Origin of the sequence: Hydrogenophaga aromaticivorans (assembly GCF_013387465.1) — a bacterium.
GTDB classification, from domain to species: domain Bacteria; phylum Pseudomonadota; class Gammaproteobacteria; order Burkholderiales; family Burkholderiaceae_C; genus Hydrogenophaga; species Hydrogenophaga aromaticivorans.
Genome location: NZ_VYGV01000005.1, coordinates 81,198 through 99,311, shown reverse-complemented (window position 1 = coordinate 99,311; position 18,114 = coordinate 81,198). Strand labels below are relative to the sequence as shown.

Genomic DNA, 18,114 nt, shown 5'->3' with positions numbered 1-18,114 from the left:
GCATGGGGGTCTCCTGGAAGGTGGAACACACAGGTTTGCGCTACAGCCAGTATTCGGCGAGCCGCGCCGCCCATTCCTGCAGCCGCAGCAGGATCGAGCGGCGCTCCCACTGTTTCAGATCGATGGCGTTGGATTCGGCCAGGTCGCGGGCAAACATGGCCTCCAGCTGCGCTGCGAAATCGCGGCCCAGCACCGCGGCATTGATCTCGTCGTTGTGCAGGAAGCTGCGCCAGTCCAGGTTGGTGGAGCCGACGGTGGACCACACGCCATCGATGGTGGCGGTCTTGGCGTGCATCACGGCGCCTCGCCGTTCGTGGATGCGCACGCCGGCGCGCAGCAGCGCGCCATAGTGCGAGCGACCGGCGTGAAACGTCGCCCACGAGTCGGTGTGGCTGGGCAGGATCAGCTTCACATCGACACCGCGCTGCGCCGCAGCGGTCAGCGCCGCCATCAGCTGCGGATCGGGCACGAAGTACGCGATCGTGAGGTGGCTGCGCTGCTCGGCGTGCTGGATCGCCGACAGCAAGGTGAGGTAGATCAGGCTGCGGGGATCGCCGGCGGCGCTGCCGATCGCGCGCACGATGTTGTCGCCCTGCGGTTCCAGCCGCGGGAAGGGTTGGCCGGTGGCCAGCGCCGGCCCCTTTTGTTTCTGCCAGGTGTCGAGGAACAGTTTCTGGAACTCCGCCACCACCGGCCCTTCGATCTGCAGATGGGTATCGCGCCAGCCCGCATCGCCGGTGGCTTTGGGCCCGCTCAGGTGGATGGACGAACCGCTGGAATAGGCCTCGCTGATGTTGATGCCGCCGATGAAGGCGATGCGGCCATCGACCACCAGCAGCTTGCGGTGGTCGCGGTTGTTCAGCCGCCAGGCCTTCTGGTGGCTGGCCAGCGGATTCACGGGGTTGAATTCCAGCACCTGGATGCCGCCCGCGCGCAGGCGATCGAAAAACGCACGGGGCGTGTTCAGGCAGCCCACACTGTCGTAGATCAGGCGCACCGGGACGCCGGCCGCCTGCTTGGCCAGCAGCAGGTCGGCGAACTGCTGGCCCACCTCGTCGTCGGCAATGATGTAGGTTTCCAGGTGGATGTGGTCCCGGGCCTCGCGCATCACGGCAAACATGGCCGCGTAGGTGGCGGGGCCGTCCTGCAGCAGCGTGAGCTTGTTGCCCAGCACCAGCGGGCTGTCGGCGTTGATCGCCTGTTCCACGGCCAGGTGTTTGTCGAGGATGTCGCTGTCGCCAGCGCTGCGTTCCAGCGACTGCACGATGGCCGCGCTCTTGCCAGCCGACACCTCGCCGCGGGCGTTCTCGAACGCCACCGCGGTCACGGGCTGATCGGTCGGCTCCAGGGCCTCGGGCGACAGGCTGGTGCAACCGGTGGTGGTGAGCGCACAGGCCACAGCCAGCGCGCCCAGCGCTGCGGCCTGCCAGCGGAGCCAGGTCGGGATCGGAGTGGGGAGGCGGGACATGCGCACGATTCTCGCGTGCCTGCTGCTCGGGCGTGCGACTTTGTTGCGTGCGGTCCGGGGTGGTACCACCAACAGGAATCGAACCTGTATCTAGCGCTTAGGAGGCACTCGTTCTATCCATTGAACTATGGCGGCGGGGAACGGCGCATTGTAAAGGTGGACTGCGGCCCGGGCCTCTGGCTCACGGCGTACCGACGGGGGCCTCGCGGCTGCGCAGGCTGCTGTGGGTGGGTACGTGGTCGCCCAGGAAGTCGAGGAAACAGCGCACGGCGGGCGTGAGGCCGCGGCGCGAGGGGAACACCGCGTGCACCAGGCCGCGCGGTGTCTGCCAGTCGGGCAGCAGCCGGACCAGCCGGCCCTGGCGCAGATCGTCTTCGCACATGTAGCTGGGCAGCCAGCACATGCCGGTGCCGGCGAGCGCGGCCACGTGCAGCGTGAGCAGGTCGTCGGCCACGTAGCGCGGGGTGTGCTGCAGGGTGGTCTGGCGCCCGTCCGGGTCGGTCAGGGGGATGCTGGCGCGGCCGTCGGTGGTGGACATGGCCATGCTGTCGAGCCGGCTCAGCTCGTCCAGTGTGGTCGGTGTGCCCTGGCGGGCCAGCAGGGCGGGGCTGGCCACCAGCACGGGCGCGTCGTCGCCCAGGCGCTTGACCACCAGGCTGCCGCTGTCCTCCAGCGTGGTGCGCACGCGCAGCGCCACGTCCACGCCTTCTTCCACCAGATCGACCACGCGGTTGCTCACCAGCATCTCCATGCGCACCAGCGGGTGGCGCGCCAGGAAGTCCGGCATCAGCTCGGCCAGCACGGTCTGCGCCAGCGTGACCGGGCAGGCCACGCGGAGGGTGCCGCGTGGTTCGGTCTGCACCTGGGCCACGGTGTCGGCCGCGGCCTGGGCCGATTCGCGCAACGCCTGGCAGTGGCGCAGGTAGGCCTCGCCGACCTCGGTGAGCGAGAGCTTGCGCGTGGTGCGCTGCAGCAGGCGCACACCCAGCTGCGCTTCCAGCCCGGCCACACGGCGCGACAGCCGCGACTTGGGCAGGCCCAGCGCCCGGCCGGCCGCGGCGAAGCCGCCGCGTTCCACGACTTCGGCGAACAAGAGCATGTCGTTCAGGTCCTGCATGGCGCATCTCTCCCGGGTAATTGTCCTGATTATGGAACGATCAATATTAAATATGGGGACTTATCAATGAATCGCAACGAAATCACAATCAATTCACCGCCACGCCACGTGGCCCACCCCTTTCAGGAGATCACCATGCAACTGCTGCACATCGATTCCGCCATCACCGGCGAACAGTCCGTTTCCCGCCAGCTCACCGCCCGCACCGTGGCCGCCTGGGTGGCCACCCACCCCGGCACGCAGGTGCAGCACCTCGACCTGGCCGCCGACGTGGTGCCCCACCTGGGCGCTGACGCCCTGGGCTTTCGCACCGGTCAAGCCGCCGAAACCGCGATCCAGCGGGAAGAAAACGCGCTGTCCGAAGCGCTGGTGAGCCAGTTCCTGGCCGCCGACGTGGTCGTGATCGGCGCTCCGCTCTACAACTTCTCGGTGCCGAGCCAGCTCAAGGCCTGGATCGACCGCGTGGCCCAGATCGGCCGCACCTTCAAGTACACCGACAAGGGCCCGGTCGGTCTGGCCGGCGGCAAGACCGTGATCGTGGCGATCACGCGCGGTGGCGTGTATTCGACCAGCGAAGCCGGTCGCGCCATGGAGCACCAGGAGAGCTACCTGCAGACGGTGTTCGGCTTCCTCGGCATCACCGATGTGCGCTTCGTGCGCGCCGAAGGCGTGGCCTTGGGCCCGGACGCCAAGGCCCAGGCCCTGACCACCGCCGAAGGCGAGATCAGCCGCCACACCGCGGCAGCGGCGAACCAGGCAGTGGTGGCTGAAGCAGCCTGAGTAAACACGGCTCCGGAGCGCAGTGTCTGAACCCAGAACACGGCGGAACCGGCTTTGCCGGGCCGCTCGTGTTGCCCCCTGGGGGGTCGCGCGCAGCGCGGCGGGGAGTCAATCAAATCTTTTGGTGAAGATCAGGTCGACCGCGTTCTCGGTGCCGGCGCGCGCGCGCAGGGTCAGGCGCTTGGAGAGGTCGTACAGGATGGACACGGTGCTCATCGCGCCGGTCACGCTCTGTTCGTAGCTCAGGTAGAGGTCGTTGGAGAGGCGCTTGCCCAGCGTGAGGGCGGCGTCGGTGGTGGTGGTGCCGTCGGCGTTGGTGCGGGTGCCGGTGCTGGAGAACCCGATTTCGTCCAGCCCGAGCGACTGGGCCAGCGCGCCTTCCAGCGGTTCGCCGCCGCGCGAAAGCAGCCGGCGCGCAGCCTGCTGCAAGACGAAGGCCTGTGCGCCAGCTGAGGACGCCGGGCGGCCGAGCACCAGCCAGGCCAGCTTGTCGCCATCGGGCAGGTCGGGATCGGCGAACAGGCCCACGCGCGGCGCCTGTGCGTTGCCGGTGATCAGCACGCCCACACGCTGTTCGATGTTTTCAGGCAGCTTGCGCGTGGCACGTATGTCCAGCGCCGGGTCGTCGTAAGGCCCGGTGAAGCGCATCACGCCGGTCTCGATGTTGAGTTGCTGGCCGTAGGCGCGGTAGGTGCCGCTGGCGGTGCGCACTTCGCCGATCACGCGCGGTGTGGGCAGGGCCGGCGTGGCCAGCACGGTGAGCTGGCCTTCGAGCCGGGTCTGTATGCCCTGGCCGCGCACCTCGAACTGCGGACCCAGGTCCAGGCGGATGGACACGTCGGGCAACACGCGCTGCGCATCGCCGGCCTCGGTGGGCAGGGTGCGGGTGGTGCGCACGACCACGTCGGCGTCGAGGCTGGGGGCCGTTTCGTCGGGCAGGATGAACAGCGCCGAATCGGCCTTGAGCTGTCCGCGCAATTGCAGCTCGCGGCCGGCGAGTTTCGCGCTCACTTCGCCCGAGAGCGTGAGGCGGCGGTCGGCCCGGTTGGACACGCGCAGGCGCTGCGCCTGCACCTGCAGCTCGATGAAGGGCTGGCGCAGCAGGCTGCCGGGCACGGCGCGCCATTCGGCCTGGCCGCTGGCTTCCAGGGTGCCGCCGACGGCGGCGCCACCTGGGCCTTGCAGGCTGAAGCGGTCCACGCTGATGCGGTCGCCGACGAGGGTGGCGCGCAGTTGCCCGTTGCTGAAGGCGAAGCCGTCCACCAGCGAGCGCAGCGCCAGCTCGTCGCCCTGCAGGTTGCCGCGCCATTCGGGCGCGCCGCGCGTGCCGCCCAGTGTGGCGTCGGCCGTGAGCGTGCCGTTCATGCGCCAGCCCGGCGGCGCCAGCATGGACCACACGCCCACCTGCGGCAGCCGCACCTGCGCCGTGCCGCGGATCGGCGTGCTGGTGGGCCACCAGCGTTCGAGCGCGCTGGCGTTGGCCGGCGCGCTGCCCGGGTTGAGCCGGGAGGACGCGTCGGCGCTGGCCTGGCCCAGGCGTTCGGTGTCCCAGCGCAGCAGTGCCTGCAGCTCGCGGTCTTTCACGCTCAGGCTGATGCGCGCGTCTTTCACGCCGGCCGTCACCGGGCTGCCGGGGGTGGCACCGGGTGTGGCCGACGCGGCGCTGCCGTTGCCCTGCCAGCGCAGGTCGCCCGCACGGCGCTGGAGCGAGGCCGAAAGCGTCAATGGCGAGGCCGTGTCGGCGGGCACGCGCAGGTCCCATTCGCCATCGAACACCAGATCGCCGCTCAGGTTGTTCGCCGCGATCAGCCCGCGGCCCGGCGGCTGGCCCAGCGCCGTCAGCGCATCGATCCAGGGCAATGAGAGGCCTTGCAGGCGTCCCTGGGTCTCCAGCGCCTGCGCACGCCAGACCAGGCGCTGCCAGCCGAGGGTGACGGGCGTGTTCAGGGCCGGTGCCGCGCCGGGCTGGGGCCGCAGCTGCAGCTCGCCCGTGCCGGCGTCCACGGCCAGACCGGTGGCCGCCGTGTTTTGCCAGCGCAGCTGGAGCGGCTGGGCGTTTTGCAGCGTCCAGCCGGTGGGGGTGGTGGTGTCGCCCGGCTGGTTTGCCAGGCTCAGCGACAGGCGGCTCAGGTCCAGTCGGCCAGCGCCGGGTGTCAGGGTGCTGTTGCCGGCGGCGGCCAGCGTGGCCTGCCAGGGTGGGGCGCTGGCGCTGCCCTGGGCGCTGAGTTGCAGGGCGTTCATCGGACCCTCGGCCCGGAGCGACACGCCGCTGAACACGGTGGCGGTGGCCTGGCCGGTCTGCAGGCTCAGGCGCGGCACGGTCACCGAGGCTTGCAGCCGGGGCGCTGCAGCGCCACCTTCCGGGCGGGTCTCACCCGGCGGCACCGGCCAGCCCAGGGCACCCAGACCCCCCACCCAGCCCAGACGGGCACCGCCGCTGCCCTCGGCACGCAGCGCGTCCTGGCCGTCCAGCGCCGCGCGCACGGACTTGCCCACAAAAGGCAGGTTCTGCAGGCTGCGCACCCAGGCCAGCACGCGGGCTGCGCTGTCGAGCTGCAGGCTGGTTTCGCCCTGTCCCTGCGCGTAGGCGGCCTGGCCCTTCGCTTCAAGCCGGGCGCCGGGCACCTGCAGGCTCAGCAGGCCGTCGTAGGCCCAGCGCGTGGTATCGAGTTGGCCGCTGGCATCCAGCTGGGCGTCGGCCATGCGCACGCGCGCCTCAACGAGTTCGAGCACCCCCCGGGCCGGCGAGGCGGCGTCCGGTCGCCATTGCCCTTTGACGCGCACCTCGCTCAGGCGCAGGCCACCGAGTTGGGCGCCGGCCGGCTGGCGGGCCGAAGGCAGGACGCGGGCACTCAGGTCCAGCGCGTTGGGTGCCTTGGCGTCGGGGGCGGCCTGGGCGCTGAACTGGCCGTCCAGCGCACCCGGGGCCAGCGGGCTCCAGAGCAGGGCGGGGCGGATGCCCTGGGCCTGGAGTTCGCCCTGCCACTGGCTGACGGTGGTGGTGACGCCCGAGGTGTCGAGGTTGAAACCGCCCTGGCCCTTCAGTTCACCACCGCCCAGGCGCGCTTCCAGGCCGGAGACGGTCCAGCGCTGGCCGAGCTGCTGGATGTCGGCCTTCAGGCTTTGCAGCGGCAGGCCTCGCTGATCGGCGGGGCCGATGAGCGTGTTGTCGAGCGCGAGCTGCGCGCGCCAGCCCTCGCCCTCGGGCCGGGCCTGCAGCCGGCCGCTCAAGGCCGTGGCGGGCGCGGTGGGCCAGAGCGCGGCGAGGTTCAGGGCTTGGGTGTTCAGGTCGGCGCTCACCAGCGGCTGGTCGGCCCAGGGCAGGACGCGGGCGGTGAGCGCGAGCGTGGTTTCAGGGCCGGCGGTGCCGGGCGCGCCCTGAGCGTTCGCGCTCAGGTCCAGCGCGGCTTGTGCACCGGCGAGCGTGCCGCGTGCCCGGGCTTCGGCGGCCAGGCTCAGGCCGGCACCGTCGGGCACGGTGGTGCGGATGTCGCCCTGCAGGTCCAGTGCCAGCGGCATCGGCGCTTCGCCGCCGAGGCTGAGTTGTGCGCGGTAGTGGCCGTCGGCGAGCTGCAGCGCGTCCAGGCGCAGGCGGTGGGCGGTGCTCAGGCCGGGGGTGTCGGGCAGCGCGGGGGCGTCCCCGCCGTCGCTCAGGGCGCCGTAACGGTAGTGCCCGCGGATGCCGTCGAGCTGGAGCGTTGTCTTGCCCGTGAGTTCAAAGTGGTCCACGCTGAACGCCAGGCTCAGCGGCAAGGGCAGCGTGAGCGCCTGCATCGGTTCGCTGGGCGTGGGCGGGCGCTCGTCGTTCACCCGCAGCGTGCGGATGGTCAGCGCCTTCGGGTGCGCACCGCGGCCGAGCAGCGCGCCGGTCCACAGCGCCTCGTTCCAGTCCAGCTGCACGCCCTCGGCCTGCACGCTGAGCGCACCCCGCGTCCAGCGCAGCGCGGCGATGCGCCCGCCGCCGCGCAGGCTGCCTTCGACGCCTTCGGTGTGCAGCTGGCCCAGGGTTTCGGTGCGCCCCTGCATCCAGCGTTGTGCCCAGCCCAGCGACTGCGCCAGCGAGCCCGGTGTGGCGGCCCAGAGCCAGAACGCCACGCCGCCGGCGAGCAGCAGGGCGAGCGCCGCGCCGGGCAGCCAGGCAGCCACCCAGCCCAGGCGCCGCCAACCCGAGCGCGCGCCGTGCTGGGGCGCCGTGGCTTCGGGCGCTGGGGAAGGGCTGTCGTGTTCGGCCATGCGGATCAGAAGCTGAAGCCGACGTTGAGGTGGACGCGGAACCGTTTGGCGTCCACGCCGTAGGCCAGGTCCAGCTGCAGCGGCCCCACCGGGCTGTTGTAGCGCAGGCCCGCGCCCACACCCAACTGGGCATCCACCTGCGAGGTCTGGTTGCTCACCACGCCCGCGTCCACGAACAGCACGCTTTCCCAGGGTGTGCGCACGCTGTTGCGCCAGATCGGGCGCTGCCACTCGAAGCTGGCCACGCCCAGGTAGCGCCCGGCGGTGACGCTGCCGTCGGGCTGCACCACGCCGATGTCGCGCAGGCCGTAGCCGCGCACCGTGGTGTCGCCGCCGGTGAGGAAGAGCAGGGTGTCGGGGATGGGGGCGTCGGCGTCGGCCAGCACCGCGCCGCCTTGCAGGCGCAAGGCCAGGCGGCCGTTGCGGCTGCTGGACGCGGGTTTGTCCGGCGCCTGGCCGATCGTGAGCAGGTCGTCCAGCACCTCGGTCACGGGGTCCAGCGGCCAGTAGCCGAGCCAGCGCGCCTGGGTGCTGACGAAGGGCTGGCGCACGCCGCCCAGCGTCGTGCCGACACCGAGCGTGAGCCCCAGGCCGTAGCCCCGGTTGGGGTAGGGCAGGGTGTCGAAGCGGCGCCAGGTCCAGCCATAGTTGGCCGAGATGGCGGCGTCGTTGCCGTCGGACGAGGCCAGTCTTGAGACGGTGTTGACGGTGCGCGCGCGGTCGAACTGCAGGAAATAGCGGCGATCCAGCAGGGCGCTGGCCTGCGCCTTGCCCGCGCTCAGCCGCAGGCTGGAAATGGTGGTTTCGTCGTCGATCTGGCGCGCCAGGCGCCCGCCGGCGAGCCAGTGCCAGCCGTCGTCTTCGATCGGCGCGCTCCAGTCGGACGAGAGCTGCTGGTCGTTGCGTTCGAGCTGCAGCTTGCTCAGCGCCTGCCAGCCGATGACGGGCAGGCGCAGGTGTTTGTGTTCGGCCGAGAGGCGCGGGCCATTGTTGGTGCTGCCGCCCACACCGAGCACGACACTTTGCAGCTGCGCTTCTTTCACCTGCACCACCACCGGCGCCCCGGTGGCCGGGTCGTCGCCGGGCTCCAGATCGACGTAGGCGAAGACCGAGGTGTAGTAGCCGCTGTCGGCGATTTTCTGCTGGGCGTCCTGCAGCCGGGTGAGGCTGTAGTCGGCGCCGGGCCGCAGGCCGGCCAGGCGCACCAGGCGCTCCACGGTGGCCGTGCCGTAGCGCTCGGCGCCCTCCACCCGCACGGTGCCGACCTGTACCGGCAGGCCGGAGTCGAGCTCGATGTGCCAGTGGGCGGCGTTCGCCGTGGCGTCGATGTCGCTCAGGCTGTTGACGATGCGGCCCCGCGGATAGCGCTCGTTGGTGAGCAGGCGCAGGGTGTCGGACTTCACGCGGCCCCAGCCGGCTTGCGTGAAGTCCTGGCCCACCGCCTGCTGGCCGCTGCGCTGGATGGTTTCGCGCTGGGCCGTAGCGGCTTCGGCGTTCGCGATGTCGCCCCGGAAATAGACGTTGGAAGAAGCCACCGAGGTGATCGGACCCGGCTTGATGCGGATGCGCACCGTGCCCAGCGCGGGCGCCGCTGCGCCGCCCGGGGTGGCGGGCTCGCGGCCGACGCTGATCTGCGGTGAAAAGTGGCCCTGCGTGCCCAGCAGGTCGCGCAGGTTGTCGGGGGCCGCGATCAGCAGCCGGTCGAGTTCGCTGCCGTCGAGGTCCTGCAGGTTGCGGTAACGCTGGAGATCGAGGTGGCGCAGCAGGAAGGGCTGGATCGTTGCGGGCGCTTCGAGCTGGATGTCGAAGCGCGCCGGGCCTGTTGCGGCACCGTCGGGCTCAAGCTGCGGAGCGGCGGCCGTGCCGGCGGCGTCGGGTCCGGACGCGGCGGGTGTCTGCGCCGCGGCCCCGAGCGGCAGCAACAAAAGCAGACAAAAAAGCCGTGTGGAAGCCACACGGCGCAGAAGGGGGAGGTTCATGCGGGGCTATTTCGAGAGCATCCTCATCGTGTCCTCCAGCCCCTTGAGGGTCAGCGGGTACATGCGCTGGCCCATCAGTTGCTGGATCACGCTGATGCTCTGTCGATACTGCCACACCCCCTGGGGTTCCGGATTGATCCACGCGAATTTGGGAAACGTGTGTGTGAGCCGTTGTAACCACTCGGCGCCCGCTTCCTCGTTGTTGTATTCCACGCTGCCGCCGGGTTGCAATATTTCATAGGGGCTCATGGTCGCGTCGCCCACGAAGATGAGTTTGTAGTCCTTGTTGTACTTGCGCATGATGTCCCAGGTCGGGAACTTCTCGGCGTAGCGGCGGCGGTTGTTCTTCCACACGAAGTCGTAGACGCAGTTGTGGAAGTAATAGAACTCCAGGTGCTTGAACTCGCTCTTGACCGCGCTGAACAGCTCCTCGACGCGCTGGATGTGTTCGTCCATCGTGCCGCCCACGTCCATCAGCAGCAGCACCTTCACGTTGTTGTGCCGCTCCGGGATCATCTTGATGTCCAGCCAGCCGGCGTTGGCGGCGGTGGCGCGGATGGTGTCGGGCAGGTCGAGTTCGAGGTCGTTGCCTTCGCGCGCGAACTTGCGCAGGCGGCGCAGCGCCACCTTGATGTTGCGCGTGCCGAGTTCCTGCGTGTCGTCGTAGTCGCGGTAGGCGCGCTGCTCCCACACCTTGACGGCCGACTTGTTGCCGCCCTTGCCGCCGATGCGGATGCCCTGCGGGTTCTTGCCACCGTGCCCAAACGGCGAGGTGCCGCCGGTACCGATCCACTTGCTGCCGCCCTCGTGGCGCTCCTTCTGTTCTTCGAGCCGCTTCTTCAGCGTCTCCATCAGCTCGTCCCAGTCCATCTTGGGCGCGTTGGCGATCTGCTCGGCCGAGAGGATGCGTTCCAGTTCCTGGCGCAGCCAGTCGGCGGGGATCGGCTTGGTGAAGTCCGCGATCATCTCCACGCCCTTGAAGTAGGCGGCGAAGGCGCGGTCGAACTTGTCGAAATGCTTCTCGTCCTTCACCAGCGCCGTGCGGCTGAGGAAGTAGAAGTCGTCCATGGTGCAGGCGTCCGGATTCGTCGGCCCCACCACGTCCTGCTTGAGCGCTTCAAGCAGGGTCAGGAATTCCTTGACCGAGACCGGCAGCTTGGCGGCTCGCAGGGTGTAGAAGAAGTCGATCAGCATGGCAGGACCTCCAGATCGAGGACGCAAGAACCGCCGGTCACCGGTTCCGCTGGTTCATGAACACCAGCTTCTCGAACAGCGTGGTGTCCTGTTCGTTCTTCAGCAAGGCGCCCACCAGCGGCGGGATGCTGACCTTGCTGTCGGCGCTCTGCAGCGCTTCGAGCGGGATGTCTTCGGCCAGCAGCAGCTTGAGCCAGTCCAGCAGCTCGCTGGTGCTGGGCTTTTTCTTCAGGCCGGGCAGGTTGCGCACGTCGTAGAACGTTTTCATCGCCGCGGTCAGCAGGTCCTGCTTGAGGTCGGGGAAGTGCACGTCCACGATGCGCTTCATGGTCTCGGCGTCGGGGAACTTGATGTAGTGGAAGAAGCAGCGGCGCAGGAAGGCGTCGGGCAGTTCCTTCTCGTTGTTGGAGGTGATGAACACCAGCGGGCGGTGTTTGGCCTTGACCAGTTCGCGTGTCTCGTAGCAGTAGAACTCCATGCGGTCGAGTTCGCGCAGCAGGTCGTTGGGGAACTCGATGTCGGCCTTGTCGATTTCGTCGATCAGCAGCGCCACCGGCTGGTCGGCGGTGAAGGCCTGCCAGAGCACGCCCTTGATGATGTAGTTGTGGATGTCCTTGACCTTCTCGTCGCCGAGCTGCGAGTCGCGCAGGCGGCTCACCGCGTCGTATTCGTACAGGCCCTGCTGCGCCTTGGTGGTGCTCTTGATGTGCCACTGCAGCAGCGGCAGCTTCAGCGCTTCGGCCACTTCCTCGGCCAGCATGGTCTTGCCGGTGCCGGGCTCGCCCTTGACGAGCAGCGGGCGCTTCAGGGTGATGGCCGCGTTGACGGCCAGCATCAGGTCCTGGGTGGCGACGTAGTTCTGGGTGCCTTGGAATTTCATGTCGGGGGCTTCGGGTTGGGAAGGGAAAACGCTGCGGGTGTGGGCCGCGATCCACAGGCCGCAGGGCCGGGGATCAGGGTAATCAATAAGTGGCCGGTGATGATCGAGTCTATATAATCGAGCATTGATTTTTATCAATCATTCATCTCATTGTGCTTGCAAAATGAACCAACTGTTGCCCATGATCGCCCGTTCACTTGTCGCCGCTGCGACGTTTTCTGCGGTCGCGTTGACCGCCCAGGCGCAGGGCCTCACCGGCAACGCTGAGGCGGGTCAGAAGAAGGCCGACATGTGCATCGGCTGCCACGGCATTCAGGGTTACCAGAACAGTTTTCCTGAAATCCACAAAGTCCCCAAGATTTCGGGCCAGTCGGACAAGTACATCATCTCGGCCCTGACGGCGTACAAGAAGGGTGAACGCAAGCACCCGTCCATGCGCGGCATCGCCGGATCGCTGAGCGAGCAGGACATGGCCGATCTGGGCGCTTTCTACGCCTCGCAGGCTTCCAAGACCGCGGCCGAGACGCCCAAGGCCCCCGACCAGGTCACGCAAGCCCTGATCGAAAAGGGCGCCTGCGCGTCCTGCCACGGCGCCAACTTCAGCAAGCCGATCGACCCGACCTACCCCAAGATCGGTGGCCAGCACGCCGACTACCTGTTCGTCGCCCTCAAGGCCTACACGGTCGAGGGCAACCAGGTGGTGGGTCGCGCCAACCCCATCATGGCCGGCATGGCCAAGCAGTTCTCCCCCACCGAAATGCGCCAGATCGCCAAGTACCTGGCTTCGCTCGATGGCGAACTGTCGGTCGTGCCGCAGCCGCGCTTCCGCTGATCGCTGCAAGCTTCAAAAAAGCCGCTCAACGAGCGGCTTTTTTGTTTCAGTCTTTCGTCGCCCGGCGGCGCACCTGGTCGATGTAGGCCTGGCCGTCGGGCGGTCGGCCGGCGCGCTGGCTTTCCCAGAGCATGGTGCCCAGGCACTCCATCACCTCGTGGTGCGCAGCGTGCAGGTCGCCACGGCGCGCGGCCAGCAGCTCCACCGCCTGGCGGATGCCCGGTGGCTGGTCGATGCTGCACTGCTCGCTGATGGACAGGTGCATGGACAGGTGCAGGAACGGGTTCTCGCTGGTGCCGCTGCCTGGTTCGCCAAGGCGGGTGAGGGCCGCGTCCACGTCGGACAGCTCGGCGTGGTATTCGGGGTGTTCGGCGATCCACTGGCCGGCCAGGGTTTCGATGGCCTCCATGGGTTGTTCGTCCAGGCGCTTGGCGTGGACCGAACAGAAGAATCGCCGCACATCGGTTTGAGACGGATTGAACATGGGGGCATTGTCCCGCAAGCAACGACACCCCGTGACCCGCTTGGGTACAGTGGTGCCCACTGTTCAGGAGACACAACATGACCCAGGCCTTCATCTGCGACGCCATCCGCACCCCCTTCGGCCGCTACGGCGGCGCACTCTCCAGCGTGCGCACCGACGACCTCGGCGCCATCCCGCTGCGCGCCCTGATGATGCGCAACCCGAACGTCGACTGGGCCGCCATCACCGACGTGCTCTTCGGCTGCGCCAACCAGGCCGGTGAAGACAACCGCAACGTGGCCCACATGAGCAGCCTGCTGGCCGGCCTGCCGCTGGAGGTGCCGGGCGCCACCATCAACCGCCTGTGCGGCTCCGGCCTGGACGCCGTGGGCACGGCCGCGCGCGCCATCAAGAGCGGCGAAGCCGGCCTCATGATCGCCGGCGGTGTGGAGAGCATGAGCCGAGCGCCCTTCGTCATGCCCAAAGCCGAGAGCGCTTTCAGCCGCAACAACGCCGTCTACGACACCACCATCGGCTGGCGCTTCGTCAACAAGCTGATGAAAGCCCAGTACGGGGTGGACTCCATGCCCGAAACGGCAGAGAACGTGGCCACCGACTACGGCATCGAACGCGAAGCCCAGGACCGCATGGCGTTGGCCAGCCAGATGAAAGCCGTGGCCGCGATCAAAGCCGGGCACCTGGCGCGCGAGATCTGCGCCGTGAGCATCCCGCAGAAAAAGGGCGACGCCATTGTCGTGGACACCGACGAACACCCGCGCGAAACCAGCCTCGAAACACTCGCCAAGCTCAAGGGCGTGGTGCGGCCCGACGGCACCGTGACCGCCGGCAACGCCAGCGGCGTGAACGACGGCGCCTGCGCACTGCTGCTGGCCGACGAAGCCACCGCCGCCAAGAACGGACTCACACCGAAGGCCCGCATCGTCGGCATGGCCACGGCCGGCGTGGCCCCGCGCATCATGGGCATCGGCCCGGCGCCGGCGACGCAGAAGGTGCTGGCGCTCACGGGCCTGACGCTGGAGCAGCTCGACGTGATCGAACTCAATGAAGCCTTCGCCGCGCAAGGCCTGGCGGTGCTGCGCACCCTGGGTCTGCAGGACGACGATGAACGCGTCAACGCCTGGGGCGGCGCCATCGCGCTGGGCCACCCGCTGGGCGCCAGCGGTGCAAGGCTGGCCACCACGGCGGTCAACCGCCTGCACGCCACCAGCGGGCGCTACGCGCTGTGCACCATGTGCATCGGGGTGGGGCAGGGCATTGCGCTGATCATCGAACGGGTCTGAAGTCCAGGGTCGGGCACGCGAAGCAGCGAAGGGGGGTGCCCAGTCAATGCCTCCAGGCCGGCAGCTGCCAGTTGCGCCACAGCGCCAGCGCCCGCAGCCCGGCCGTGACGGCCACGCAGGCGACCAGCGCCAGCCAGCCGGGCGCGTCCATCTGCCACAGGCCCACATACACCCAGCCACCCACGAAAGCGCACACCGCGTAGGGGCGGTGGTCGTGGAAAGCGGTCGGGATTTCATTGCACACCACGTCGCGCAGCACACCGCCGAATACGCCCGTGATCAGGCCCATGAGCACGGCCACCAGCGCGGGCAGTTCCAGCAGCAGCGCCTGGTGCACGCCGGTGGCGGCGAACAGGCCCAGGCCCAGCGCGTCGGGCCACTGGATGGCCTTTTCGGTCAGGGCAAAATGGCGCACCCGCAAAAACAGCATGGCCAGCACGCACAGGGCCAGCACCCCCCACAACATCTCCACATGGCGCACCCAGAAAAACGGCCGCTGGTCCAGCAGCAGGTCGCGCAGCGTGCCGCCGCCGAACGCGGTAAGGAAGCCCACCACACACACGCCGACCGCGTCGAGCCGCTTGCGGGCGCCTTCCATGATGCCCGACAGCGCGAACGCGGCCGTGGCCGCCAGCTCCACCAGCAGGCGCAGGGTTTCGCCCCAGAATTGAACGTTGTGCATCGCCGGATTGTCGTCGCCCCATGCCCCTGATCACCGATCCCTTCTTCTACGCCGTGGCGATCCCTGCGGTGCTGCTGCTGGGGGTGAGCAAGAGCGGCTTTGGCGCCGGCTTCGGCTCGCTCGCCGTGCCCATGATGGCGCTGGCGGTCACGGTGCCGCAGGCGGCGGCGATCCTGATGCCGGTGTTGCTGGTGATGGACCTGCTGGGCATGGCGGCGTTTCGAAAGAACGTGGATCGCCGCTTGCTGCGTTTTCTGCTGCCCTTTGGCCTGCTCGGCATCGTGATCGGTGCGCTGCTGTTCAAGGTGCTGGACGCCCAGGTGGTGGCCGGCATCGTGGGCGGCTTCACCCTGCTGTTCCTGGCCCAGCGCCTGCTGTTCCCGCCCAGGGCCGACAGCCCGCCGCCACCCCAATGGGTGGGCGCCCTCCTGACGGCCACCTCCGGTTTCACCAGCTTCATTGCTCACGCGGGCGGTCCCCCGATCAACGCCTATGTGATCCCGTTGCGGCTCTCGCCGGTGCTGTTCACCGGCACCATGGCGTTCTTCTTTTTCTTCATCAACCTTTCGAAGTGGATTCCCTACGCCTGGCTGGGCCTGCTGGACCTGCGCAACATGCTGACCTCGCTGGCGCTGCTGCCGTTTGCGCCGATCGGGGTCTGGGTGGGGGTGCGCATTGCGCACCGCATCCAGCCGCTGCTGTTCTATCGGCTGGTCTACACCGGCATGTTCCTCACCGGCGTCAAGCTCGTGTGGGACGCCTGGCGCTGAAGGCGTGGCGATAACATAGACCCAGTTTTTAGACAACGAGGAGGTCGGTATGCCGGTCGTGGTGGTTGCGAATCCCAAGGGTGGCGTGGGCAAGTCCACGCTGTCCACCAACGTGGCCGGTTATTTCGCCAGTCAGGGACACAGCGTCATGCTCGGCGATGCGGACCGCCAGCAGTCCTCCGCGCTCTGGCTCAAGCTGCGGCCCGAGGCGGCCCGCCCGATCGCCACCTGGGCCATCTCGCACGACCTGATCGCCCGCCCGCCGCGCGACGCCTCGCACGTGGTGCTCGACACCCCGGCTGGCCTGCACGGCTGGCGCTTCAAGGACGTGCTCAAGCTGGCCGACAAGGTGCTGGTGCCGCTGCAGCCCAGCATTTTTGACATCTACGCGACCCGGGCGTTTCTCGACGAGCTGGCTGAGACGCGCCACGCCGACCAGCTCGACATCGGCATCGTCGGCATGCGGGTCGATGCGCGCACCATCGCCGCCGACAAGCTGCACGAGTTCGTCGACAGCCTCGGCCTGCCGGTGCTGGGCTACCTGCGCGACACGCAGAACTACATCCACCTTGCCGCGCGCGGGCTCACGGTGTTCGATGTCTCGCCGAGCCGGGTCGAGAAGGACCTGCAGCAGTGGCAGGGCATCTGCGACTGGTTGAACAGTTGAAACACCCCCGCCGCGCTGCGCGCGACCCCCTCAAGGGGGCGGCACTGGCCGTCCGGCAAAGCCGGCCCGGCGGTGCCCTGGGCTGCACCCCTTCATGCATCGGTGTGGCGCTCCGGCGCCATTGAAAACAGATATCCACGGCGGTAGCTTGTCGCGCGGCCGACACCCGCAGCAGGGTTGGCCGACTAGAGTCGCGGCCATGAAAACCTTTGAAACCCTGGCCGATCTGGCCGCGTGTGTGGGCCAGGAAGTGGCCGTGAGCGACTGGGTCACCATCACCCAGGAGCAGGTCAACCGGTTTGCCGAAGCCACCGGGGACCACCAGTGGATCCACGTGGATGTGGAGCGGGCCCGCGCCGGTCCTTTTGGTGCGCCGATTGCACACGGCTTTCTCACGCTGTCACTTCTGCCGGTGTTTTTCGACTCGTCCTTCGAGATACGGCAGGCTGGCGTGGGCGTGAACTACGGGCTCAACAAGGTGCGTTTCACGGCGCCGGTGCCGGTGGGCAGCCGTCTGCGCGGGCACCTGACGCTGCTCAGCGCGGAGCCGATCGAGCGCGACGGTCTGCAGATGCTGTGGTCGGTGGCGGTCGAACGCGAGGGCTCGGACAAGCCGGTGTGTGTGGCCGAGTCGCTGGTGCGGCGCTATCCCTGATACCGATTGGCCTTCAAAGCGATAACGGCCTTGCGCAGCCTGGCCATGCCAAAGCACTGTCTGCGGCTTCGCGCCTTGTTCTCACTTTGAATGCAAACGGTGTGCGCCACGAGCGCGCGGCTATTTGATGCGCACCAGCTGGCTCGGTTCGAGCCAGCCTTCGAAAGCCGAGATGAGGTCGTTGATGCGGGCTGCCGCCGCGCTCTGGCTGTGTTGTTGCGAAATCAGCTGGTAGGCGTCGTTGCGCAACATCCAGAGTTCCTTGGCGGTCTGGGTGGCGGCGATTTTGTGGCGCAGGCGTTGCGCGGGCGCGCTGTCGCAATCCTCCACGCTTTGAAGCAGGGCGTTGCGAATGACTTGAATGTCTTTCAGGCTGGGCGTCTTGCGCGCGGTCGAGCGCGGGCTGAGCGTCCCCCTGATGATGCGGGCGATGGTGGGAATCAAGCGGGCCTCCGGGCGACCTGGTGGGGCGCAGGGACAGGTGGTGCGGCGGCGGGTCTCGCTCGGCGCGGGCAAAGGAAGCTCGTTATTGTGTTGGAACCCTGGGTGCCGGTGTGGGTGTGGCTCCCCATTGCCAAAGTGACGGTTTTCACAGACGTGTGGTCCCGAAGTCCTGCTGGCGCCAGGCTTCGTAAACAACCACCGCCACCGAGTTGGACAGGTTCAGGCTGCGCTGGCCTTCGATCATGGGCAGGCGCAAACGCTGGCTGTCGGGAAACTGCGACCGCACCGCTTCGGGCAGGCCCTGTGTTTCCGAGCCGAAGACCAGCCAGTCGCCGGGCTGGAAGCGGTTGTCGTACACGCTGCGGCTGCTGCGGGTGGTGCAGGCAAACAGGCGCTGCGGGTCGGGTTGTTCGGATTCGAGAAAGCGGGCCCAGTCTGCATGGCGACGGACCTGTGTGTACTCGTGGTAGTCGAGTCCCGCTCGCCGCATCTGCTTGTCGTCCATCGAAAAGCCCAGGGGCTCGATCAGGTGCAGTGTGCAACCCGTGTTGGCGCTGAGCCGAATGACATTCCCCGTGTTGGGTGGAATTTCGGGCGCAACGAGAACGATGTGGAACATGAAGACAGGTCAAGGTGCTGTGGCGCGCGC

At 68.3% G+C, this 18,114-nt stretch carries 16 protein-coding genes and 1 tRNA gene; 6 read left to right on the top strand and 11 right to left on the bottom strand.

Annotation, left to right across the window (positions count from 1 at the left end):
• Positions 1–40: 40 nt before the first annotated feature.
• From F3K02_RS04360 to F3K02_RS04350, 3 genes are all read right to left on the bottom strand, one after another.
• Positions 41–1,468: a phospholipase D-like domain-containing protein gene (locus F3K02_RS04360; protein WP_177133696.1), complete on the bottom strand. Its 1,428-nt coding sequence runs from the start codon at positions 1,466–1,468 to the stop codon at positions 41–43.
• Positions 1,469–1,528: 60 nt separating this feature from the next.
• Positions 1,529–1,603 (bottom strand) — tRNA-Arg (locus F3K02_RS04355).
• A 46-nt stretch (positions 1,604–1,649) separates the two neighbouring features.
• Positions 1,650–2,585 (bottom strand): LysR substrate-binding domain-containing protein, encoded by a 936-nt coding sequence (locus F3K02_RS04350; protein ID WP_177133694.1) that lies wholly within the window; start codon positions 2,583–2,585, stop codon positions 1,650–1,652.
• A gap of 135 nt (positions 2,586–2,720) precedes the next feature.
• On the opposite strand from F3K02_RS04350, the gene F3K02_RS04345 reads away from it, so the two are divergent.
• Positions 2,721–3,365 (top strand): FMN-dependent NADH-azoreductase, encoded by a 645-nt coding sequence (locus F3K02_RS04345; protein ID WP_177133692.1) that lies wholly within the window; start codon positions 2,721–2,723, stop codon positions 3,363–3,365.
• 108 nt (positions 3,366–3,473) lie between these two features.
• Here F3K02_RS04345 and F3K02_RS04340 read toward each other — a convergent pair whose 3' ends face one another.
• From F3K02_RS04340 to F3K02_RS04325, 4 genes are read right to left on the bottom strand one after another with little or no spacing between them, the layout of a single operon-like run.
• Positions 3,474–7,598, bottom strand: coding sequence for a translocation/assembly module TamB domain-containing protein (locus F3K02_RS04340; RefSeq protein WP_177133691.1), 4,125 nt, complete (start codon positions 7,596–7,598; stop codon positions 3,474–3,476).
• 5 nt (positions 7,599–7,603) lie between these two features.
• The gene (locus F3K02_RS04335) at positions 7,604–9,577 is read right to left on the bottom strand and encodes an autotransporter assembly complex protein TamA (protein WP_177133689.1); all 1,974 of its coding nucleotides are present in this window, start codon (positions 9,575–9,577) and stop codon (positions 7,604–7,606) included.
• 6 nt (positions 9,578–9,583) lie between these two features.
• Complete coding sequence (locus F3K02_RS04330) at positions 9,584–10,771, bottom strand: vWA domain-containing protein (protein WP_177133687.1); 1,188 nt, start codon at positions 10,769–10,771, stop codon at positions 9,584–9,586.
• Positions 10,772–10,808: 37 nt separating this feature from the next.
• Positions 10,809–11,651: an AAA family ATPase gene (locus F3K02_RS04325; protein WP_177133685.1), complete on the bottom strand. Its 843-nt coding sequence runs from the start codon at positions 11,649–11,651 to the stop codon at positions 10,809–10,811.
• Between the two features lie 163 nt (positions 11,652–11,814).
• Between F3K02_RS04325 and F3K02_RS04320 the strand changes: the two genes are divergently transcribed.
• A complete protein-coding gene (locus F3K02_RS04320; protein ID WP_177133683.1) occupies positions 11,815–12,483 on the top strand; it encodes a c-type cytochrome in 669 nt (222 codons plus the stop codon).
• A gap of 46 nt (positions 12,484–12,529) precedes the next feature.
• Here the strand turns inward: F3K02_RS04320 and F3K02_RS04315 are convergent, their stop codons facing one another.
• Complete coding sequence (locus F3K02_RS04315) at positions 12,530–12,967, bottom strand: DUF1841 family protein (RefSeq protein WP_177133681.1); 438 nt, start codon at positions 12,965–12,967, stop codon at positions 12,530–12,532.
• A gap of 77 nt (positions 12,968–13,044) precedes the next feature.
• On the opposite strand from F3K02_RS04315, the gene pcaF reads away from it, so the two are divergent.
• Positions 13,045–14,247, top strand: coding sequence for a 3-oxoadipyl-CoA thiolase (gene pcaF / locus F3K02_RS04310; RefSeq protein WP_177133679.1), 1,203 nt, complete (start codon positions 13,045–13,047; stop codon positions 14,245–14,247).
• A gap of 43 nt (positions 14,248–14,290) precedes the next feature.
• On the opposite strand, the gene F3K02_RS04305 is transcribed toward pcaF, so the two are convergent.
• Complete coding sequence (locus F3K02_RS04305; RefSeq protein WP_177133677.1) at positions 14,291–14,929, bottom strand: trimeric intracellular cation channel family protein; 639 nt, start codon at positions 14,927–14,929, stop codon at positions 14,291–14,293.
• Positions 14,930–14,949: 20 nt separating this feature from the next.
• Between F3K02_RS04305 and F3K02_RS04300 the strand changes: the two genes are divergently transcribed.
• From F3K02_RS04300 to F3K02_RS04290, 3 genes are all read left to right on the top strand, one after another.
• A complete protein-coding gene (locus F3K02_RS04300; protein WP_177133675.1) occupies positions 14,950–15,699 on the top strand; it encodes a sulfite exporter TauE/SafE family protein in 750 nt (249 codons plus the stop codon).
• Positions 15,700–15,748: 49 nt separating this feature from the next.
• On the top strand, positions 15,749–16,366 hold the full coding sequence (locus tag F3K02_RS04295; protein WP_177133674.1) for a ParA family protein: 618 nt from the start codon (positions 15,749–15,751) through the stop codon (positions 16,364–16,366).
• A 199-nt stretch (positions 16,367–16,565) separates the two neighbouring features.
• Positions 16,566–17,021 (top strand): MaoC family dehydratase, encoded by a 456-nt coding sequence (locus F3K02_RS04290; RefSeq protein WP_177133672.1) that lies wholly within the window; start codon positions 16,566–16,568, stop codon positions 17,019–17,021.
• A gap of 120 nt (positions 17,022–17,141) precedes the next feature.
• Here the strand turns inward: F3K02_RS04290 and F3K02_RS04285 are convergent, their stop codons facing one another.
• Both F3K02_RS04285 and trmL read right to left on the bottom strand, forming a co-directional pair.
• Positions 17,142–17,465 (bottom strand): hypothetical protein, encoded by a 324-nt coding sequence (locus tag F3K02_RS04285; protein WP_177133670.1) that lies wholly within the window; start codon positions 17,463–17,465, stop codon positions 17,142–17,144.
• Positions 17,466–17,610: 145 nt separating this feature from the next.
• Positions 17,611–18,084 carry a tRNA (uridine(34)/cytosine(34)/5-carboxymethylaminomethyluridine(34)-2'-O)-methyltransferase TrmL gene (gene trmL / locus F3K02_RS04280; protein WP_177133667.1) on the bottom strand — a complete coding sequence of 158 codons (474 nt, stop codon included), beginning with the start codon at positions 18,082–18,084 and terminating at the stop codon, positions 17,611–17,613.
• Between the last annotated feature and the right edge of the window lie 30 nt (positions 18,085–18,114).